Source organism: Lewinella cohaerens DSM 23179, assembly GCF_000379805.1.
Classification (GTDB): Bacteria; Bacteroidota; Bacteroidia; order Chitinophagales; family Saprospiraceae; genus Lewinella; species Lewinella cohaerens.
Map to the genome: position 1 here is coordinate 99,346 of NZ_KB903542.1, position 21,476 is coordinate 120,821.

Here is a 21,476-nt window from a genome sequence, read left to right on the forward strand (position 1 = left end):
AGTAGATCAACAGGGACTTCAATAAGCATTGACATCCCTGTTGACTACTTTAGTATTACTGAAACTTGATAGGCACACGAACAACCGTGTTGTCCCAGCCAATCACCATGTGCGCACCATCTTCTGCTTCTTCGAAGATGATTCCCAGTGTTTCAATGGTATTTCTTACGACTGTTGTAGGAACGGTAATTTCCGCCACACTACTTTCTTCAGGCTTGAACACGTACTGTCCCCAGCCATCAAGATCGAGGCTAAAGTAGACCGTCCATTCTTTTTCGTTGACCATCGCGTAGACGGTATAGCGCCCTGCACGAACAGGCTGATCGCCAATCATAACATCACGCATGAAAGTGATTTCGGTAGACTCGTTGGCACCAATACGCCACATTTCGCCATACTTGATGAGTTCACCAAATACGATACGATCCTTCTTTTGTGGGCGAGAATAGATGACACGCATGATGGGCTCACCCGCTAGCTTCTCTTCTGGGGTTTTAGCAAAATTGCGGAAAGCCGCTCGCTGAGGATAGTAAGACATATCCATTGAACTTTTGTCTGCATCAGGAAATTCCTGCGCCGTAAGGCTTGGAGCGATTCCCATCAGCATAATTAACAGCAAGGGTGCAAAATTCTTCATAAGTTAACTTAGTTTTGTGACGGTAGGAGTTTTTAACTATTTCTAAGAGAACGCATAAAGCAGGAAAGTGGTTAAGGATTTGTATCCAAGTTTTCTTTTTTTTAAAAGCATACCGATCATGAAGATCCACCTCAAGTACGAGCATACACCAGAACTAGCTTACGATTTCGCAAACCACTATTGGAAATCCAAGCGCCTATTGAAGCTCATTTTTGCTGCAATCGTGGTGGTATTATTGGTGCAACTCATCATCACTTTTGTAAAAGATGGAGGTGGAGAAGAAGCATTAAAGATATTGATGCCCATCGGTATGATACTCGTCATATGGCTTTGGTTGATCCCTGCCAGCCTGAAAAAACAAATTCAACGCGCGGACAAACAAAGTAAGCTTGGCACCTCCCGAGAAATGATTTTCGACGAAGAGGAAATCCTCATAAAGACCGCCAATTCAGAATCAACATTCTCCTACCAAGGTCTTCTGCATTACGGTGCCTCTGAACAGTCTTACTTTCTTTACATTGGTACAAACCAGGCGATGACGATTCCTAAATCAGCCTTTAGTCCTGGTGAGGAAGAAGCCTTTCGTGAATTGTTGCTACGCAAGGAGATTCCATTTTTGTAATGCCCATATGGCAGTGTAACTGCATGAATGTATTTATACGAACGGGGTCGCTTTTTTTGCAGATAAAGCACATACTTCCAACCGTAGATCGCACTGGTACGATTGGCGCAAGGACAACGTGAGTCCCCCTACTTATTCGCCCCATCAAAAGCTACAACGGGGAGGTGGTTACCTCTACTTCCAGGTACTCCTCAGCCAGGGGTGGGAGCCAGCCCGACCGCAGGGAAGGGAGACCCCGCCACAAGCGGGGGCCGAACGAACAGTGAGTGGCGGACGACCCGACCCAACCGCAGGGCGGGTGGCTGCAACATGCGTTTTGCTTTTATAGTCCTCCAAGGCAGACTATATCTATTACCTGAAAGGCTGAATTCAAGCTATTTAGTAAAGGATTTGGACCTCCCTGAATTACCTCCCCACTCCCGCAGCCATGAGCGTAGCCAGAAAAGGGATCACCAACATTATCACCAACTCTAGTGTGACTACTTGTCGGATACGGGCAGGTAGGACAACCTCGCTGGTGGGATCGTCGCCCTTACGATGGCGGGCAAAAAAGACGGTAGGATAGATGGATAACAGCCCCACGATGACGGCTAGGCCTACCTTGGCGTGAAAAATCGGATTTTCGGAATAATACGCCGTAGGCTTACCCAAACCAAACCAGAGCGTGAGCCCCATACCCACCACGAGCATAGCGCTGAGACCATAAACCATATCGATTTTGGCAAGTTGTTGGATTTGCTGGCGACTAAGGAGGGGCTTCAACAATACCCACTGCAAGACCAAGGCACTTACCCAGGTGAAGATGCCAATGAAGTGCAGGTAACGAACCAATATTTCTAAGGACATGGATTTTCTTTCCTGCTCTAACCCTAAAACTTATGACTGGTTCAATGCCGGAGTGTTATCCTGCCCCTGAAGTGATTTTCATAGCTCAAAATTTGACGTCCTACCAAGTACCACGTACCTTGTACCCTGTACCGCGTAGGGTAACCTCGCATTAATTTAAGCTTACACATGTCTGATAAACGTCTGTTTCTTCTTGATGGTCACGCCTTGGTTTACCGCGCGCACTTTGCCTTTATCAACCGGCCACTGATCAACTCCAAGGGTTTTAACACCTCGGCTATTACCGGCTTTACCCGTACGCTGTGGGATTTGATGAAGAACCAGAAGCCGACACACTTGGCGGTAGCTTTTGACCCTTCGGGGCCAACGTTCCGCCACGAAATGATGGAAAGCTACAAGGCCAACCGGGAAGAGCAGCCCGATGATATTCGTGCTTCGTTTCCTTATATTCATCAGATATTGCAGGCCTTCAAAATTCCGATTATCGTTGTTGATAATTACGAAGCAGATGATGTGATCGGTACCCTGGCCAAGCAGGCAGAAAAGGAAGGATACGAGGTGTATATGGTGACCCCCGACAAGGATTACGGGCAGTTGGTGTCTGAAAATATCTTCATGTACAAACCCTCGCGGCAAGGTAACGGCGTTGATATTTTGGGCGTACCGGAAATTTGCGAGAAATGGGACATCGAAAATGTGGACCAGGTGATAGACATGCTGGGGATGCAGGGCGATTCGGTAGATAATATTCCGGGAATTCCGGGGATAGGCCCCAAAACGGCAGCCAAGCTATTGAAAGTTTATGGCTCACTAGAAAACTTGCTCGAAAATACCGACCAGCTAAAAGGAAAGCAAAAAGAAAAGGTAGAAGACAATCGCGAACTGGCTATTCTGAGTAAAGAACTTGCCCGTATTAAACTGGATGTGCCGATCAGTTTCAATGCAGACAACTACATCATTGAGCCCTTTGACCGGGAGTGGTTGTCGGAGATTTTCAAAGAATTGGAATTTAGAGGTCTTGCAAACAGCATTCTGGGGCAAGAAGTAGAAAAACCAATGGCGGCGGGGCAACAAGGTAGCCTCTTTGATACCGTAGCTACTGTCAGTGCCGATACCGGCCTGTCGCAGCATGACATCGCCACCAATAACATCTCAAGCACAGAGCACAGTTACCATCTGGTAGATACCGTAAAGGGACAAGAAGAGCTGCTCGCGAAGCTGCTCAAAGCAGATACGGTATGTTTTGACACAGAAACAACCAGTGTAAACGCCAATGAGGCCGAACTAGTAGGCATGTCTTTTGCCATAGAGGTAGGTACTGCGTGGTATGTACCTGTGCCAGAAGACCAAGCTGCGGCGCAGGAAATTGTAGAACGTTTTCGGCCTTTGTTTGAAGCAGAAAACATCGCCAAAATTGGGCAGAACCTCAAGTACGATATGCTCGTTCTTCGCTGGTACAAAGTGGAAGTAAAAGGAGCGCTGCTGGATACCATGGTGATGCACTACCTGCTGGAGCCGGAACGTCGCCACAACATGGATTACCTGGCGGAAACCATACTACAGTACAAAACGGTTTCGATTACAGAGCTGATTGGCAAGAAAGGGAAAAACCAGAAAACCATGCGTAGCGTGCCTGTGGAACAGGTGGTGGACTATGCTTGTGAAGATGCGGACATTACGCTACAACTTCACCAAGAACTGGCTCCTCAGCTGGCCGAAGAAGCCAAGATCGAAGAGCTTTACCATAAGATCGAAGGGCCATTGGTACGGACCTTGGCCGAAATAGAGTTTGAAGGCATAAAAGTAGATGCTGACTTTCTGGGAGCTTATTCTCAGGAGTTGGTGAGTGAAATTGTGGCCTTGGAAGAAGAAGTAAAGGAAGAAGCTGGCGTGCCGTTCAATCTGGCGTCGCCGAAACAGGTAGGCCAAGTGCTTTTTGAGCACATGAAAATCCCCTACCGCTGGAAGAAAACCAAATCTGGGCAGCACTCTACCGATGAGGAGAAGATGAGTGAAATTGCAGAAAACTATCCGATTGCAGCAAAAATTTTGCGGCACCGTGGATTGACAAAACTGCGCTCTACTTACCTGGATGCACTGCCCAAGTTGATCAACTCGAAAACGGGCCGTATTCACAGCTCATTTAACCAAACGGTAGCCGCGACGGGGCGCTTGAGTTCGAAAGATCCCAATCTACAGAATATTCCTATCCGTACGGAGGAGGGCCGCAAAGTCCGCAAAGCATTCGTCCCGCGTGATGCTGACCATATTTTGGTAGCGGCGGATTATAGTCAGATTGAATTGCGACTGATTGCCGAAATCAGTGGCGACGAAGCCATGCTGGATGCCTTCCAGACCGGGCGCGACATTCACAGGGCCACTGCCGCGCGCGTTTTCGACACTCCTTACGACGAGGTAGATCGCGACCAGCGCGGAAAAGCCAAAACGGTCAATTTTGCGATCATCTACGGTGCAGGGTCGCAGAACCTGAGCCAGCAGTTGGGCATCAGCCGTGGCGAAGCCAAGGAGTTGATCGCCACCTACTTTGATCGCTACCCTGGCCTGAAGCGCTACATGGAGGATACGGTAAAATTTGCCCGTGAGCATGGTTTTGTCAACACGCTATTGGGGCGTCGTCGCCAACTGCGAGACATCAACAGCAAGAGCTCTCTCGCGCGGAGCAACGCGGAGCGGATGGCTATCAACACGCCCATCCAAGGTACAGCAGCCGACATGATCAAGCTGGCAATGCTGAATGTACAAGCCGCCTTGAAGGCGCAAGGGTTTGAATCAAAGATGATCCTCCAGGTACACGATGAACTCGTATTTGATGTGCGCCGTGATGAGCTGGAACGTATCAAGCCCGTCATTGAAGAAAACATGAGAAATGCGCTGCCGGATTTGAAAGTTCCGATCCTTGTAGAGATTGGCACTGGTGAAAATTGGTTGGAAGCGCATTAGTGTTCGTTCCGATACCTCGGAACTCACGGTTGTGCTCCTTCCGATGGGTCGGAAGGGGCGGCGGTACTCGCTAACGCTCGCGGGTAGCGCGGCTAGGGCCGACGCAGTAGGTGCTGACATTTTGGCTATGCGCCGTGCGACCGAAGGGAGCATAGACGTAGTAGCAAAGTTGGCTGACGTAAATCATTTTCTAAAAATAATTCTTTTCTCTTAATAACTTGATTGATTTCTTCCATCCATCTAGTAGTATAGGTAGCCCCAATTTATCTATATATTTACCTGATACATTGCTGGAATTATTTAACAAGAGACTAGCAGAACGAACCTGAGGAAACGAAATACCATTTAATATTTTAGTTGAAAAAATAAACTCGGCCCTATTCTTATCATTAAATTTATATCCATACTTATCATTTTGACTAGATTTATGACCAAACTCATGCGATTGATTTGCTAATAAAAGTAAAATATCATTAAGTAAGTATTGAGCATTTTCACAGTACGTGACATTTGATAACAACAATTTATCAAACACCTCTTCCACTTTCCATGTATTTCCAAAATGCTTTACTAATATTTCGAGTAAAACAACAACGGGAATTAAATAATTTTCAGGTTTTATCTTTTTACTGTTATTAAATTCAATAATACGTTCCGTAATGTAAATATCTTTATCATAGTACTTTAACAGAGCTCTTAAATTAATTTCATTAATTTTATACAATTCTTTAAAAAAGAATATTAATCCTGGTTTTATCGTATTAATCTCTTTACTATAAATTGATTCTACTTCTTTTTTTTCAAATTTTATATTTATCGAATAAACTACATTATTTATAACTCCATCAATGGTTTTTTTATCATTTTTATAGTAAAACACATTAGTGCTATAAAATTTATCAATATAACCATTGAAATCAACCTCTACCCCATACCTACTATGAAATATATTTTTGATATTATTAAAATCACATACGAAAACAACTTTATCAAATCCAAAATTACGTTGCTGAAGATTTTTGTTATCAGTCTGGGCTGAAAACACGTTTAATAACCTAAATACATGATGTGGATCAAGCCGATCTAAGTCATCAATTATCAAAACTGTTTTCTTATTAGTCTTCTTCTTAACTCGCTCAAGAGTAGATGTAATAATACTTGACAAGTTATTAACCTCATAAATACTACTGCTTTGTTCTTGAACTTTACTGATTAAAACCTTTATATCATCTAATTCATTTACTTCAGTGCGCTTCTTTGCAATCTCGTATGATTTTGAAATTTCTGATAACTCTTTAGACATTACATTAATCGTTTTTCCAACTTTGGGCATATATTGGATCAGCTTTATTGTAAGTCGTTCAATGTGATATTGCAAGGCTCCATAGACAGCATCAATACTGCTAACTACCTCTTTTTGAAAAGAAACCTCTGGCTTCATTAATAGCTCGCATAGTATATCATACCTAATATATTCTGCTATATCTTCATTCGAAAGAACAGAATAGTTTACTGGAAAAAGATGTACAGAAACCCATTCCGAATTGACCTTAGACTTAGAAAAAAACCACCCTAAAAAACTAGTTTTTCCTAATCCATAAATTCCAGAAAACATGATTTTTTCGTTCGATTCCCAGTTAATATGAGAATTAAATTCTTCAAATGGTTGATCGAATAATTTTTCTATAATATTCATATTTCTCTATTATCATGTCAGCCAACTTGGTTTCATGCAACACCAAGTACCAACTACCTTGTACTTAATACAGTGAGGTTTAATACAATGCAGCTCGCTGATTATGGCGTACTTATAATTAAACCTCACCTAATCCCTAACCCCAAACGCCGCCAAATCCAAGCTTTTTGAGCGGTGGTCTTACCTCATCGAGGCCGCCGCGTTCTGTAGCCCGTTTGGGCATCGCTTCGATGTCGAAGTGTGCCAGAGCCATATCGGCTGAGCGCAGCGATCCGTTGACCCAGGCTTGCATGTCGGAGATGGCCTCATTACAGAGGTAGATACCTTTGTCTTTGTAGGGCTTGGCCAGATAATGGCGCGTAACGCTATCTTCGGCATTGAGTCTCCACTGGTGGTAAGCGTACTCAAAATCATCTTTCCCGTTCCACGATCGGTAACTGGTGAGGATGGGCTGCGGTAAATTGGTGACTCCAAAGAGCAGGCAGAGCTGCTTGATCATTTCGTCGACGACCGCCTGCGAAGCGGGGAAAAGATCCTGCACCTTGGCCTCGCTGAAGTGTCGTTGCAGGTCTGAATCAAACATCGGTTCGATATTTTGCAAGCCTTCCCAAAACTGGCTCTTGCTAAAGTCGGTGTACAGCGTCAAAGCAGCCGGTCGATCGTAATGACTATGCTTTAGCTTGGCGTTGTCACCATCAAAGGAGATGCTTTCCAGCGCATAGAACGGATAGATGGCATTGAGTGGCAGGGTGGTGAAATTGCCGCCAAACTGTATTTCAGGCCGCCCGGTCATACCATTGAGCCACCAGGCTTCTTTGAAGTACAAGTTGATTTTCATCAACTCTGCACCCTCTACCTCGTTGATAGCGCTCCAAAGTTTTGGGGCCTCTTTGTGTCGGAACAAGGCCGGGGATTTATAGAAAATATCTTGAATTCCTTTTACTGCTGTAGCCAGTATAACCTGTTCTGCGTGTACCGATTTTGTGTCCTTACTAAATGGTGTGGCATTTTTGCCTCTCTCAGCAGCAGCCAGGCGTAACTCAAACCCACCTTTAGCATTGTGCATACTATTGAGGTTAGTACTAAGGTAGATGTCGACCTTGCCTTTCAGGCGCTCAACAATAGCATCGGGAAGGGTACTGAAACCATTAATAAAGGTATTGAAGACCGGGTTTTTAGGAAAATCTGCCAGCAATTGAAAAGCGCCCCCTGCATTGGTAAATGCCTTAAAGGTATCGGGAAACCCAGTGGTGTCCGCGAGCATCCGTACACATTCCTCGGAGTAGCCCATATCACGAAACAGCCCCCAGATGTGCCATTTATTGAGGGTTTTGCCTTTCCATTCTACCTTCTCGCGTATCTCTGTCCATTGGTCGGCAGAGAGCTCTTCGCCCATCGACCAATTGTTGGCCTTCAGTATGCGGTTAAAGGCATTGGCAATAATCTGGTTGGGGTCGAGCCCTTCTTCTACCTGGTCGATATCATACAAGGTTCCCCAGATGGTATTATCGCTGGCAACGGCGTCGGCGACGGAAAATCCGTGGCCACGAAAATAAAACCTATTGGTATTTACTGCCGGTTCGCCTTCTTTAACGACGACTTCGCTTTTCATGGGAAAAGGCACAACCTGGTCTTCTAAATCCAGTTCATGAATCAGGTTCATCAACTCCTCCATGCTGTCATTGAAGCGCATTCCACCTTGCTCTTCCTTGATGGTATTGACGCCGTGCTGGTCGCCTTTCGGTGCTAGTTCGCCATCGTTGGTCAGTCTAATAATATCTGAATCGAGACGGCCGCCGGTACGGTTGAGGCGCTCGAAAATGGCGATCTTCAACTTGGGGTCTTTCTCAATTAGGCGGAAAGCAGAATAAAGACCGGCTATGCCAGCTCCGATAATGGCAACATCGTAAGCTTCTTGGCCTTTGACATCTTTAAATTTTCGCATGAATTTGGTTTTATTTTATGAATATGGTTGGTGAAGTTATGGTACTAAAACTTACTGGCTGGTGGCCAATTTGCATTTGCCGTTTCGTCTTCTCCTACGTAGGGCGTTACAGCCAGCAGGTCGGCAGGAATATCGGTCTTGGGTACTACTATTTCGATAAGAAAATTACGATCGAGATGATCTTCGATCATGCACATAGCGTGTTCCATCTCTTCAAGGGTACTTACCTTAATGCCGATACTACCGAAAGACTCTGCCAGTTTTACATAATCCCATTGGTGGAGATCATTGTAGCTGTAAACCGTGTTGAGTATTTGGTTAGGTGGCTCGTAATCAGTAGGCTTTTCCCGGAAAGGATTGGGATTGACCAGAAACTGCTCGATGCCATAAATGGTATTGGAAAGAACGAAGATGACGTTGTTTTGCTGATGATAATTATGATCAGAAACCGCCTGGCAAACCTCTTGAAAGGCACCGTCGCCGATAACGACAAAGGTGCGCTTATCCTGTCCCTTCGTGGCGGCTGCTCGCTTGCAAGCCTGCGCGACACCGGTAGCGGCTCCGACCGGGTAACCAATAGAAAGCCATACCCCATCGGTGAGGTAGCCGTTTTGGGCCACGCCCCTGAGATAAGAAGCAATACTAAGGGTGAATCCTACGCCAGAGAGCAAGATGTATTCCGGCTTCCAGCCTTGTTGCAAGGCATGAAAGAAGGTATCGAAAGTAAGTGCTTTACCGAGGTTGGGTACTGGCAACGGCTTTAGTACGGCACCTTTTAAGGAAAGGCCATTTTGATGACGTAAACGCTGAGTGAGCTCGTCAATAAAGTCTGGTAAAGCAACCGTTGGAAAAAATTCTGCGCCTACTAAAACACCGCCATTACAAGCCAGAATTAGCCGCTCATCTCGAATATTTTGACTAGCCACATTGGCATCTACCGTCCAACCGCCGATCCCCAAAAGGCAATAATCAGGTATAACTTCACTGGTCAAGTTCTTTTCGATAACTCGGCAGCTATCAAAGCGCGGATGATCCTCTGCCATGACGGATTTGCTCATGAAGGAGGTCACAAACTGGATAGCCGCTTCGTCCTTAGGCACAAGCTTATTCAGTTGTTCTAACAGCTGTTCGAATTCCGCTGTGAGTTTTTGCTGCCGCAGTTCAATTCCCGCCCAGGCGACCACTTTCGGAAAGCAGGAAATCACTTCCATCGCAGCATCTACAGCAGCCTTTACTTCCGAGACAGAGGTGGTCAAAGCAGGGTTGACCTTCAGGCGACCTTTCGGTGGAGGGCAGGGTGATCGCCACACATCTTCGGCTACTTCGATATACCCCGGCTGCTGGTAAGCGATCATGGCCGTTATCACTTTGTCGATTTGAAAAGGAGCGAGATTGGCATTGGTGATACGCTCGGCCGCGATGGTAACCTTGCGAAACATTTCAATATCCGCAAACTTGTTACCCGTAGAATGGGAGAAAAGTAAGCCCGCATTTTTCTCAATGTTGTCTTCCTTATTAGTAGGCGCACCATTAATAACGAGTACAGGCACTTTCTCTACGAAAGATCCCGCGGTAGCATTAAGGATACTGAAAGACCCAACGCCATAAGTCACGAAAGCGCCACCATAACCATGATAGCGAGCATAAGCATCGGCAGCATAGCCTGCATTCATTTCGGTAGTAGTTCCTAAAAGCTGGATGTATTGGGCAGGGTCGGCCAGTACTGTATCGAGAAAAGGTGCTGCGTAATTGCCCGCTACGCCAAAGAGATCTTGAACCCCAAGTTGAACCAAGCGGGTTTTAAGGTAATTGGCAACAGTATCAGCAGTTGCTGTTTTCAGTAGTTGCATAAAGTGGGTTTAGGTATTAGGTAATAAAGAATCTACGTAAAAGGGTATAGATTGTTTTTTTGCGAACTCCCTCAGGTTGTTTTGTCAAAAATAATAAAAAGGAGTCGTTTATTTGAAACAAAAGCTGAAAGGGTAGAGTCTATTTGAGACTTGTTACTACCGCGAATTACGGCTTGATCTTAGCCTGTTTCACTGCTTTTCTATAAGATTTTATCATTCCAACGATTGCCTCACCAGTAAAGTCATCGAATTCATAATTAAAGATTTCGCCTGTACTTTCATCAGAGAAATGGATAACTTTCCCGTGTTGTCCGGTAATGTAAAACTTTCTGAATTTGGCAAATTTTCGCTCTTCCAAAGAGATAATTTCTTTTAACTCCATATCATTTTCAATCCTATAGATGGAAGCTGCCGTTTTTAGATGTATTCTCCCTTGAACATCTTTGAAAAAAGCTGTTCGCATGTTGCCTTGATAGATGCTTCTATCATTTGGACTTACCTTTTTTATGACCTCTCCGGTGCCGAGGTCGATAAACATGATATAATAGGGCATGTTTTTATTGCCATAATTTGACTTGCTCTTATTATCCGTCATCACTAATACAGCCAGTACATTGGGTGCAAATTCCTGGATAGCCCAAATTTCGGTTTGATCAGGGTGATGTACGAATAGTTTGTCTTCACTCCTATTTGCAAAGTAGTCCTTACCAATTTTTATTAGCTCAAGCCCTATCGTTTCTTTCTCGCCAGTTTTTTGCAAGTTTTTAATGGAGATAGAGGTTTCTGAAGGGTACTTGATCGTATCGTTTAAATACTGTGTTGCAAAAAAGGTGTCGCTTAAAAAGGACGGATTAGTGCCCTTACTTACTGCCAGTAGATTGCCTTTGAATTGAGATTCAACAATCACCCCTAGCCGTTCGTCGCTAAACGGCTGGAATTTGCATCTCAGGTGGCCATTAGCCGTTTCCGTTTCCTTCAAGTCATAAACAGTATGCCTTTTAAGAAGCTTCCCTGTTGTGTCAATAACGACAATGATACTGTCCCTTAAACTGAGGACAATGTTTTTATCGTCGGCTGTGAATATATGCCGGACATCGGGCTTTTTAAACAATGGGCGAACGGCCGTTTCTTGAATCTCAGTTAACAATGCTAACAGTTCGATTTGATTAATAAGCTCATATTCCTGACTGTAAACCTGTAGTATTGGATTAGAAAAAGAGTCTTTCAGATAGTAGCTTATACCGCTAGCACTTACAAAAAGAGTTGGCCGAAGTTCTTTTGTTGCTTTATATAAGTAGTTGAGATTCACTTTTTTTTGGATTTTTTAGAAATAATAAAAGGGGATAGTGTATTCCAAATGCATACAAAAAGGTAATCAATCTTAGGGTTCAAGCTGAACCATTAGTCGGTCACGCTGTTTTGGCATTATTCCTAACGATTAGCTCAAGTTAACTAACTTTGCATGTCAAGCATACTTTCAAGCGTGGATATGAATACCCAACAGGCAGGATTACCCGATGATGATCCTACCGCTGCCGAGCGGAAAAAAGATCACATTGAGCTGGCTTTTCAAAGTCAAGTTGCTGCGGCTACCCTGGATGCTCGCTTTTATTACGAACCCATCATTGCAGCTCATCCAGCGGAGGACACGGCTGAGGAATTTTCCTTCTTGGGCAAAACGATGAAACTCCCACTGTGGGTTTCCAGTATGACAGGAGGCACCGAAAAAGCGCAGCGCATCAACCAAAACCTGGCGCGTGCCTGCCGTGAATTCGGTATGGGTATGGGCCTGGGCTCTTGTCGTCCACTACTCTACAGTGATGAACGATTAAGTGATTTTGCGGTGCGAGAACTGATCGGCGAAGACCAGTTGCTTTTCGCGAACCTCGGTATTGCCCAACTAGAGCAATTGATCGCGGACGAAGAATTGTGGAGAGTGAGTGCCATGATAAAAAAACTGGATGCCGACGGGCTTATCATCCATGTAAACCCATTACAAGAGTGGCTGCAACCAGAAGGCGACCGTTTTCAACACGCTCCCTTGGTTACCATCAAAGCGGTATTGAGTGGACTTCCAGACTTACAAATTATAGTGAAAGAAGTAGGCCAGGGCATGGGTAAAGAGAGCTTGCGGGCGCTTTTGCAATTGCCCTTGGCAGCCATAGATTTTGCTGCAAGTGGTGGCACTAACTTTGCCAAATTGGAATTACTACGCAGTGACCCTGCTAAGCATCTCGTCTATGAGCCACTGGCCAAAGTAGGCCATGGAGCAGACGAAATGGTGGAACTGGTGAATGAACTAAAGGAAGAATTGGGTTCACAACTACAGTGCGAGCACATCATCATTTCTGGAGGTGTCCAAAATTTCCTGGATGGTTATTACCTTACCGAGAAGATTCAGTTTAAAAGTATATACGGACAAGCTTCGGCTTTTCTGCGGCATGCTCAAGACGATTATGAGCAACTGCAAACTTACGTTCAGGCACAAGCCCGCGGATTGAAGGTGGCCAAAACTTTCCTTCGTTTAAAATAGACGACATTCTTACCTACAGTGACTATGCAGGATAAAAAAATAGCCGGTTTTTCGAAAATGGACAAGCAAGCCAAGATCGATTGGTTGAGTACTCATTTTCTCGAAGAACCTACTGCTGCCACCCAGGAGTTGGCCAGTTTTTGGCACCAGGACGAAGATTTACAACGTATTCTGGATGGTTTCAGTGAAAATACCATCAGTAATTTTCCACTACCTTTTGGGATCGCCCCGAATTTCATGATCAATGGCAAAGTGTACGCAGTGCCGATGGTGATTGAAGAAAGCTCGGTCGTAGCAGCGGCTGCTTCAGCAGCTAAATTCTGGCTCCCTCTCGGAGGTTTTCATACCGAGGTCGTCGATACCGTAAAACTAGGCCAGCTTCATTTCCGCTGGAGCGGAACAACAGAACGCTGGCAAGCATTATTTCCTGAGCTGGAGCAAAGACTCCGCCTGGAGGCCACTCACCTCACCGCCAATATGGAAAAACGCGGCGGCGGAATTCTACGGCTCGATTGGCTACGCAAAACAGAAATCGCACCTGATTACTACCAGCTAAGGGTAAGCTTTGAGACCTGCGATAGCATGGGAGCCAACTTTATCAACTCGGTCTTGGAACAATTTGGTGCCACTTTACAGCAATGGGCATCCAGTGCTCCAGAACTCACCCAAAAAGAAAGAGAGCTTCAAATACTGATGGCCATCCTGAGTAACTACACCCCCGACTGTGTGGTAAAAGCCTGGGTAGAATGCAGCATGGAAGACATGCAAAAGACGCTCAAAACGGGAGATGACGTCCGCCATTTTTGCCAAAAGTTTGAAACTGCGGTAAACATTGCGGTTCACGATCCTTACCGGGCGGTTACGCACAACAAAGGTATTTTTAACGGGATCGACTCGGTGGTTTTGGCCACAGCCAATGATTTCCGAGCCATCGAAGCTTGTGGCCACGCTTACGCTGCTCGTGATGGCCAGTACCGGAGCCTTAGCCGCTGTACCATCAAAGGTGACACCTTCCGATTTGAGCTAGAAATACCACTAGCCCTAGGTACAGTAGGTGGTCTTACCAAGCTGCACCCGCTGGCCAAGATGAGTCTGCAAATACTGGGGCAACCATCTGCACGAGAGCTCATGCAGGTGATCGCAGCTACCGGCTTGGCGCAAAATTTCGGAGCACTGCGTTCATTGGTGACTACAGGCATACAGGCAGGCCACATGAAAATGCACCTGCAAAACATCCTGATCCACTTCGGCGCTACCCCTGCCCAAATCGAAGAGGCAAAAGTCCATTTCGAAGATCGTACAGTATCTTTCACCGCTGTCAGGGAGTTTATGGCCCAATACAATACCGTTCAATAAAATGTACGCACACGGCAAACTGTTACTTACGGGAGAGTATTTTGTACTGGATGGTGCCCTTGCGCTGGCTATGCCCACACGTTTTGGCCAGCGATTGGCCATTGACCCACAACCCGCTTACCCTTTCCAACTCCTCTGGCGAAGCCTCACCAAAGATGGCGAAGAATGGTTTCGCGGAAGCTGGACCCTAAAGGACGGCCAACCCATCATGGGAGAACATACCGACCCGGCAGTGGCCGAACGACTACAACAATTGTTTCTCGCCATCCAGCATCAGAACCCCAGGGGATTAACCAAACTCTTCCAGGCTGATGTGCGCGTACGCCTCGAGTTTGATCGAGAGTGGGGCTTGGGCAGTAGCTCTACCCTGGTAAGCTTGCTCGCCCAAACGTCCAAAACCGACCCTTATCAACTGCTGGCCGATACTTTTGGAGGCTCGGGCTACGATATTGCCTGCGCTACGGCCGATGGCCCTATATTTTATCAGCGCCCAAACGGCCAGCCGCATAGTGAACCCGCTCATTGGGAGCCTGCGTACCACAAACAACTCTACTTTGCCTACTTGGGGCAAAAACAAAACAGCCGGGAAGGTATCCGCTACTACCGCGAACTGGGCGGCACCCAAGCTTCTCTTGTTGATGAAGTGAGCGAACTCACCCGTGCCTTTCATCAGGCCAATACCCTCACCGAAGCCCAACAAGCCGCTGCGGCCCACGAAGATTTTATCAGCCAAGTGCTGCAAATGGACAAGGTGCAAGACCTGCGTTTTCCCGATTTCCCCGGCACCATCAAGTCCCTCGGCGCATGGGGCGGCGATTTTGTGATGGTTCTTTCCGATTGGGAGGAAGATCAACTCAAGGCCTATTTCACGGAGAAGGGGTGTTCTGCGGTGTTATCTTTTGGGGAGATGAGGTTGTAGAGAAAACTACCCCTTCTTCTCCAACTCCAACACAGCAGGATACTCCCCTTCCGCCACCATGATCAGTTTGTAACCAACAACTTCGGCTTTCACCTTCATCAGCATATACTCGGCCTGTTTAAAAGTGATCGTTCTCGTTTGTTGGTCATAGTACCACTCTCCTATCGCTGCGTCGCGTAAGTTGAAAATCCAATCACTGCCTTCTTCTACTATCTCAGGGTCATTTTCGCGGAGCTGGTCTGTACTAAAAATGCCTGCTGTAGGTGAATTTGAACTACCGAAAGTGAGTTCAATATTATAGCCGTTACTCGACCATTTCCCAATCAAGTCTGGTACCGTGTTCTCAGAGCTTGCGCTGGGCAGATCGTCTCCTTCGTAGTAATACACATTCTGGGTTTTCATCCGCTGTATCCCCAGTTCAGGTTGGCTTACCGGCCTTATCTCACTGGCCACAGCCATTGCATTCCCGTAAGTATCGTACTCAAAAACCTGCTCCACCAAAAAAGTATCCTTGGTACCTCGCTTTTCACGACTAGCAATAATATGACGCAAGGTAATGACAGAATCTCCGACCATACTGATCCGTTGAATGTGAATACCCGTATCTTTCCCTACAGATTCTATATGAAGCACCTCACCCCATTCGTCAGATTCTATGTAATAATGCCCTTGAGGGGTCGTGTAGTCCGGCTTGTACATGGTCATTTGCACAATCTCGTTGCCATTGTCCGCTACGCTATGTGCATAAACGAGGTTGGCCATCAGTTTATCCTTGTTGTCTAGTATATTTTCAGCAACCAATAGCCCTTCGCTATCGTAAAGTGGTTGGTAGCGTTTGGTCAGGCGCTTTTTACCTTCGCTATAGCTGCTGTATTCGCGCACCATAGTGAGTCGATCACCATCCCAGTCCATTTCCGCATGGCTAGACCTGGTAATGGTACCAACGGTCATCCTATCTTCTCTCGCAATATGGTGCCCGTTTTTCACCAAAATCGTCGTCTCATTGCGTGGTGCTTCCGCTACCTCCCCATTTTCATCTGTAAAATTGAAAATATTGGTCATCACTATTTCCCGCACCGGTCCTTTCACTTCCAGGTCCCAGTATTCTTTGCCAATTTGGGCCTTAGCCTCGTTGGCAAAACTCATAAGAGCACACAGTATTACTAATGGTATAGTTTTCAGCATCGTTGTCTTTTATATTCAAACCTTCTATTGCGTGAGATGGGCAAAGGTAACCATCAGCCAGGCACCTTCCTTCTTCCGAGCTGCTTTTACCGTATGATTGATTATTAGGGGCCGTGCCTTCTCCCGTCCCGACTTTTCTAGTCGGGACGGGATTGGCACCGGGCTGTCTGCCGCTCCGTAGGGTCGGGTTTTAAACCCGACCCTACGGAGCGGCTGCCCATCCCTCGTCCTGCTCTCCCGAAAGATCGGGATCCGCCGGGCTTCAGGCGCTGCCTTGCGCCCCAACCTTAAGACAAATTCACTCACTCCACCTTCCCCAAGCTCTCCAACAACCGCCGCATACTCTCCTTATTTGCCGGCAAGGCCAAGGCTTCCAATACGTCTTCCTTTTCTTGCTGCGTGAGGTGGAAAGAAACAGAGGCTTCCAGTTTCTTCTCATTCGTGGGCCGATAGATAAAGCGGATAAGCTCAAAATGCTCAGGCCCTAGCAGATCATGGATAAAGCTAAGGGTGTTATCATGTTGAAGTTCTTGAACATCAAGTACCTTACCAGCAATTCCCAGCGGGTTGAACAACGACTCTACGATACCGCTGGCATCACTGGCCGGAATGCTTTCGATTCGTTCCGAACTCGTTATTTGCACCAAAACTACACCGCTCGTATTTTCTTTGATCCAATCCTGGTAAACTTGAATAAAGCGAGTGGCACTTTGGATACCGTAATTATCGCGAAACCCCGCATCTACCAGCGCAATTGTCGGCTGAGTGGGCAGATGCACCGTTGGCAGTACGTAAGGATAAGTGGCATTCATACGTAAGCCTGTTAAAAACCGAAGGCTGTCGGCATCTTGCGCGCCCAGCAACCAGCGAAAATCCACCGCGTCGATTTCATAAGCGTTGGGTTGTTCAAAACCTACGGGCGGCAACATCATAAAGGACACCCCTTGTGGCGAAATAATCATCTGGCGGCCGTCATTCACAATAGCAGGACTCAGATACAGCAAGGGCACCTCACCATTTATCTCTTCTTGTCGGTAGGCCGCCAATGGGCGATCCAGTATGCCTTCTGTGTTTTCGTTGAGCTGTTCTTCCAGCACGTAGCCGCGGTCACGGAAGTAATTATGCCCGCCATATTCAAAGCGGCGCCAGGGCACAAAAATATCATTGGCCACCAGTGTAAAAGCGATAGAGTTTAATAAATCCAAGCTGATCCTGTCCAAATACTCACGCTCGTAGACTTTCTTCCGGTTTTCTTTGTTCAGGCGATACAGTTCTCGCTGGTAGGCCATACCCAGCATTCCGCCAGAGGCGCCGGTCATTAAAACGGTATGATCAAACAGACGTCCACTGCTCAGGCTATCTGCTTTTTGTAAAACATGGGTACTCCAGGTAGCAGCTTTAAGGCCGCCGCCACTGGCGCAAAGGAAAACGATTTTGGGTTTCTCTCCTCCCGTGTCCATCAAGCCTACTCGCGTTGCCAATATCTGCTGAGTGGCCGCAAGGTCTTTGTTTACCTGATCTTCGTAGCAAATTTGTTGAAGCCGATCATAGCTGTATGCTGCCCGTTCTCCCTCGTAGTTTAAACCATAAGCCGCACTAGGATGATTGAAGATTCCGAAAGACGTAATGTAGTTGATGCCAAAGAGCAATAATATAATCACGAAAGCCCGCCAGGCAGCAAACCAGTAAGTAAGTGCACCAATAAATGCAATCAACAAACTAAAGAGAATGATAATACTAGCACCAGCAGGAATCCGGAAAATCTCCCAATCAACGAGATAGCCCAAAACCAANAACAACATCATACTGATGAGTTGCAAAGCGAGCGCGTTGAGGTGATTCTGTTTAAATATGTTGAGCAACAAACGCGATTCATAGTGGGCCACACTACGCACGAGTCTAGGACGAAGGTTTTCGCCAAGGTAAGTCCAGACTTTAAGTCGATTACGATCTAGTTTCAGGTAATCCAAGTCCGCACGACGGTGCCCTGGCGTAATGTGTAAACTCACCTGATTGGGCGGCAACTGCTTGCGCTGATAATAGGAAATGTCGCGGTTGGTGAAATTAAAATACACAGAATACCCTATCACAAGCGTCAAACTCCCCAGCATCAGCGCCAGTAAATGCCAAGCATTTTGGGCCAGCGACATTTCCTGGTAATGGTCCTGAAAATAGCCAATCAACAACAGATAAAACCCACCAAAAGCGAGTGGCAAGAGTAAGTTATTGATACTGAACTTGGAAAAAGGGCGGGTAAGGCTAGCAAGAAAAGGGAAATACTGTGCCGTAAGTAAATAAGTCGTAAGGTTCCAGCTCATAAAAAAGCCCCCCAATGCCAAACCAACAATGTAAAAGCTAAGAAAATTGACCTGCCCCAAATATTCTGGGTCAAGAAAAAGATATTGGAGACCCAACCTGCGGCCCAGGCTACCAGACATCATCAACAACAAAACCATCCAAAGGGAGAGCAATAGCAAATTGCTCCGCAAGTGCAGTAAAAGCAACTGTATTGGAAAAGAATGGTAAAGCTGTTGAAAAAATCGGCGCATATACACCACGTATCTATTATGAATAATTGACCTCTGAAGGACTGCTACCAGCAAGAGTATAATAAGCCCCGGCAATTATTTACCTTTGCGGCCTAATATACCCAAAAAACGGAATAAAACATGAACATTGCAGTAGTTGGTACCGGTTATGTAGGTTTAGTGTCCGGTACATGCTTTGCCGAAACAGGCAATAATGTTATATGTGTCGATATCGACGCCAAAAAGGTAACTCGAATGCAGGCTGGAGAGGTTCCCATCTACGAGCCTGGCCTTGAGATACTCTTTGAGCGCAATACCCGCCAGGGGCGCTTATCTTTTACGACTGATCTAGCAGAAGCAGTAGAACACGCTGATATCATTTTCTTAGCATTGCCTACCCCTCCGGGGGAAGACGGTTCTGCCGATTTATCCTACATCCTCGGAGTCGCAGATCAGCTGAGTAATATTATCACTTCTTATAAAACCATCGTTGACAAAAGCACCGTACCCGTAGGTACCGCCGAGCGCGTACATGCTACGCTGGCTAAAAATTTGTCAACAGACTTATTCGATGTAGTATCCAATCCCGAATTCTTACGAGAAGGGGTAGCGGTAGAAGACTTCTTAAAACCGGATCGGGTGGTCATCGGTACAGAGTCGGACCGTGCTAAGAAGAATATGCGTCAACTGTACGAACCGTTCGTCCGCCAAGGAAATCCCATCATCTTTATGGATGAGCGCTCGGCAGAAATGACCAAGTACGCAGCCAACTCTTACCTCGCTACCCGGATCACGTTCATGAACGAGATCGCCAACCTTTGTGAAAAAGTAGGCGCTAATGTAGATATGGTACGCCACGGCATGGGCAGCGACACCCGGATTGGCAAACGCTTTCTTTTTCCTGGCGTAGGCTACGGTGGCAGTTGTTTCCCGAAAGACGTGCAAGCACTAGCCAAGACATCTGATATGTACGATTACGATTTTCGTATTCTGAAGTCAGTTATGTCTGTTAATCATCAGCAACGGATGCGCTTGGTCGATAAGATCAAAGTTCGTTATGGTGATGACTTGAAAGGAAAAACAATCGGGCTTTGGGGTTTAGCTTTCAAACCCAATACCGACGACATTCGTGAAGCTCCAGCCATCTATACCATTGAAGCATTGCTGGAAGCAGGTGCAAAAGTTCGAGCTTTTGACCCCGAAGCAATGGATAATGTAAAAGCCATATTCGGAGACAAGGTTCACTTCTGTGAAGATCAGTACGAAGCCTTAATTGGTGCCGATGCCTTGGCGATAGCCACAGAGTGGAGTGTCTTCCGTACCCCTAGCTTCCAGGTGATGAAAGAATTATTGAAGGAGCCTATCATTTTTGATGGCCGCAACCTTTATCCATTAGAACTGATGGAGGAAAAAGGCTTCACCTACGAAAGTATCGGTCGAACAATCGTCGAATAGAATTGAAGGCGACATTTTAGTCCGCCTACACACGTTAACGCGAACAATCTACCCCAACAGTTGTCGTTATTCAATTATGCTGGTTATTTTTAACCGTAGAGAGATGCGGGGCGATGTTATCGCCCCTTGAGGTAGAGGGTAGAGAGATTTTGTAAATCCAAGAGGAAAGCTGTTCTTCTTATTTCTAATATTAGTAGATCATACGGATATTGGAAAACAAAAAGTAAACGGTCTTTCTATCTCTCTACCCTATACTCACAGGGCGCGAAGCATCCCGAATCCCAATACGGCCTTTGGCATAATTGTTAACCAAATGATATTGACCTTGGACAGATGGTTCGCGTTTTTCATAGGCTTAATCACAGCCGTTTTCCTCTTCCCTTCTTGCGAAAGCAATATTGAAGAGATCACTGAACAAGATGAATTCGGTAATACCATTCGTTTTGAACGCCGCAAAAGCGATTTTGCTCGCGAAGGTTGGTCTTATACCACTTCTCCTGATGGAGTGCTGGTAGAGGTCGCTCACTATCGGTCGGACACCCTTGATGGGCAACGCATCCTTTTCACCGCTACCGGAGACACCAGTATTATTGAAAATTATCGTACAGGTATTTTCGATGGTCCTTACCGCCTTTACCATGAAAATGGTATCCTAAAACAAGAAGGAGATTACGTCAACAACGAAATGACCGGCAAGTGGAAAACCTATTACGACAACGGCCAGCTTAAAGAAGCCGTAGCATTTTCAAAAAACCTGGAGAATGGTCCTTTTATAGAATATCATCGCAATGGTAATCTGGCTGCCGAAGGTGCTTACCTCAACGGGGATTTTGAACACGGTGAATTAAAAATTTATGATGAACAAGGGGAGCTTACCCGCACCATGCAATGCGTTAGCGGACGATGTAGTACCACTTGGTCGGCAGAAGAAAAGCAGGAATAA

Annotated in this window: 14 protein-coding genes; 7 read left to right on the forward strand and 7 right to left on the reverse strand. The window is 46.1% G+C overall.

The annotated features are described in order from the left end of the window. Positions 1–55: 55 nt before the first annotated feature. Positions 56–637, reverse strand: coding sequence for a DUF2911 domain-containing protein (locus A3EU_RS0111675; protein WP_020536348.1), 582 nt, complete (start codon positions 635–637; stop codon positions 56–58). 118 nt (positions 638–755) lie between these two features. Between A3EU_RS0111675 and A3EU_RS0111680 the strand changes: the two genes are divergently transcribed. Next, complete coding sequence (locus tag A3EU_RS0111680; RefSeq protein WP_020536349.1) at positions 756–1,259, forward strand: YcxB family protein; 504 nt, start codon at positions 756–758, stop codon at positions 1,257–1,259. Between the two features lie 405 nt (positions 1,260–1,664). Here A3EU_RS0111680 and A3EU_RS0111685 read toward each other — a convergent pair whose 3' ends face one another. After that, entirely contained in the window at positions 1,665–2,105 is a 441-nt protein-coding gene (locus A3EU_RS0111685; protein WP_020536350.1) for a DUF2214 family protein, read from the reverse strand. A 168-nt stretch (positions 2,106–2,273) separates the two neighbouring features. On the opposite strand from A3EU_RS0111685, the gene polA reads away from it, so the two are divergent. Beyond that, on the forward strand, positions 2,274–5,066 hold the full coding sequence (gene polA / locus A3EU_RS0111690) for a DNA polymerase I (RefSeq protein WP_020536351.1): 2,793 nt from the start codon (positions 2,274–2,276) through the stop codon (positions 5,064–5,066). Between the two features lie 190 nt (positions 5,067–5,256). Here polA and A3EU_RS0111695 read toward each other — a convergent pair whose 3' ends face one another. The 4 genes from A3EU_RS0111695 to A3EU_RS0111710 form a co-directional block, all read right to left on the reverse strand. After that, positions 5,257–6,762, reverse strand: a complete 1,506-nt coding sequence (locus tag A3EU_RS0111695) for a P-loop NTPase fold protein (protein ID WP_020536352.1) — start codon at positions 6,760–6,762, stop codon at positions 5,257–5,259. Between the two features lie 136 nt (positions 6,763–6,898). After that, a complete protein-coding gene (locus A3EU_RS0111700; protein WP_020536353.1) occupies positions 6,899–8,707 on the reverse strand; it encodes a flavin monoamine oxidase family protein in 1,809 nt (602 codons plus the stop codon). 44 nt (positions 8,708–8,751) lie between these two features. Next, a complete protein-coding gene (locus A3EU_RS0111705) occupies positions 8,752–10,557 on the reverse strand; it encodes a thiamine pyrophosphate-binding protein (protein ID WP_020536354.1) in 1,806 nt (601 codons plus the stop codon). A 166-nt stretch (positions 10,558–10,723) separates the two neighbouring features. Then, complete coding sequence (locus tag A3EU_RS0111710; protein WP_020536355.1) at positions 10,724–11,866, reverse strand: hypothetical protein; 1,143 nt, start codon at positions 11,864–11,866, stop codon at positions 10,724–10,726. A 180-nt stretch (positions 11,867–12,046) separates the two neighbouring features. Here A3EU_RS0111710 and A3EU_RS0111715 point away from each other — a divergent pair, with 180 nt between their 5' ends. From A3EU_RS0111715 to A3EU_RS0111725, 3 genes are read left to right on the forward strand one after another with little or no spacing between them, the layout of a single operon-like run. Beyond that, positions 12,047–13,090, forward strand: coding sequence for a beta/alpha barrel domain-containing protein (locus A3EU_RS0111715; protein WP_020536356.1), 1,044 nt, complete (start codon positions 12,047–12,049; stop codon positions 13,088–13,090). A 24-nt stretch (positions 13,091–13,114) separates the two neighbouring features. Continuing rightward, positions 13,115–14,446: a hydroxymethylglutaryl-CoA reductase, degradative gene (locus tag A3EU_RS0111720; protein ID WP_020536357.1), complete on the forward strand. Its 1,332-nt coding sequence runs from the start codon at positions 13,115–13,117 to the stop codon at positions 14,444–14,446. Position 14,447: 1 nt separating this feature from the next. Further along, entirely contained in the window at positions 14,448–15,365 is a 918-nt protein-coding gene (locus tag A3EU_RS0111725; protein WP_020536358.1) for a GYDIA family GHMP kinase, read from the forward strand. A gap of 6 nt (positions 15,366–15,371) precedes the next feature. Here the strand turns inward: A3EU_RS0111725 and A3EU_RS0111730 are convergent, their stop codons facing one another. After that, a complete protein-coding gene (locus tag A3EU_RS0111730) occupies positions 15,372–16,511 on the reverse strand; it encodes a hypothetical protein (protein ID WP_020536359.1) in 1,140 nt (379 codons plus the stop codon). Positions 16,512–19,219: 2,708 nt separating this feature from the next. On the opposite strand from A3EU_RS0111730, the gene A3EU_RS0111740 reads away from it, so the two are divergent. Both A3EU_RS0111740 and A3EU_RS32735 read left to right on the forward strand, forming a co-directional pair. After that, entirely contained in the window at positions 19,220–20,533 is a 1,314-nt protein-coding gene (locus A3EU_RS0111740; protein WP_020536361.1) for a UDP-glucose dehydrogenase family protein, read from the forward strand. A gap of 325 nt (positions 20,534–20,858) precedes the next feature. Continuing rightward, the gene (locus A3EU_RS32735; RefSeq protein WP_169433343.1) at positions 20,859–21,476 is read left to right on the forward strand and encodes a toxin-antitoxin system YwqK family antitoxin; all 618 of its coding nucleotides are present in this window, start codon (positions 20,859–20,861) and stop codon (positions 21,474–21,476) included.

Coding starts and splice junctions, on each gene's coding strand:
- A3EU_RS0111675 (WP_020536348.1), bottom strand. CDS start 637: ATGAAGAATTTTGCACCCTTGCTGTTAATTATGCTGATGGGAATCGCT.
- A3EU_RS0111680 (WP_020536349.1), top strand. CDS start 756: ATGAAGATCCACCTCAAGTACGAGCATACACCAGAACTAGCTTACGAT.
- A3EU_RS0111685 (WP_020536350.1), bottom strand. CDS start 2,105: ATGTCCTTAGAAATATTGGTTCGTTACCTGCACTTCATTGGCATCTTC.
- polA (WP_020536351.1), top strand. CDS start 2,274: ATGTCTGATAAACGTCTGTTTCTTCTTGATGGTCACGCCTTGGTTTAC.
- A3EU_RS0111695 (WP_020536352.1), bottom strand. CDS start 6,762: ATGAATATTATAGAAAAATTATTCGATCAACCATTTGAAGAATTTAAT.
- A3EU_RS0111700 (WP_020536353.1), bottom strand. CDS start 8,707: ATGCGAAAATTTAAAGATGTCAAAGGCCAAGAAGCTTACGATGTTGCC.
- A3EU_RS0111705 (WP_020536354.1), bottom strand. CDS start 10,557: ATGCAACTACTGAAAACAGCAACTGCTGATACTGTTGCCAATTACCTT.
- A3EU_RS0111715 (WP_020536356.1), top strand. CDS start 12,047: ATGAATACCCAACAGGCAGGATTACCCGATGATGATCCTACCGCTGCC.
- A3EU_RS0111720 (WP_020536357.1), top strand. CDS start 13,115: ATGCAGGATAAAAAAATAGCCGGTTTTTCGAAAATGGACAAGCAAGCC.
- A3EU_RS0111725 (WP_020536358.1), top strand. CDS start 14,448: ATGTACGCACACGGCAAACTGTTACTTACGGGAGAGTATTTTGTACTG.
- A3EU_RS0111730 (WP_020536359.1), bottom strand. CDS start 16,511: ATGAGTTTTGCCAACGAGGCTAAGGCCCAAATTGGCAAAGAATACTGG.
- A3EU_RS0111740 (WP_020536361.1), top strand. CDS start 19,220: ATGAACATTGCAGTAGTTGGTACCGGTTATGTAGGTTTAGTGTCCGGT.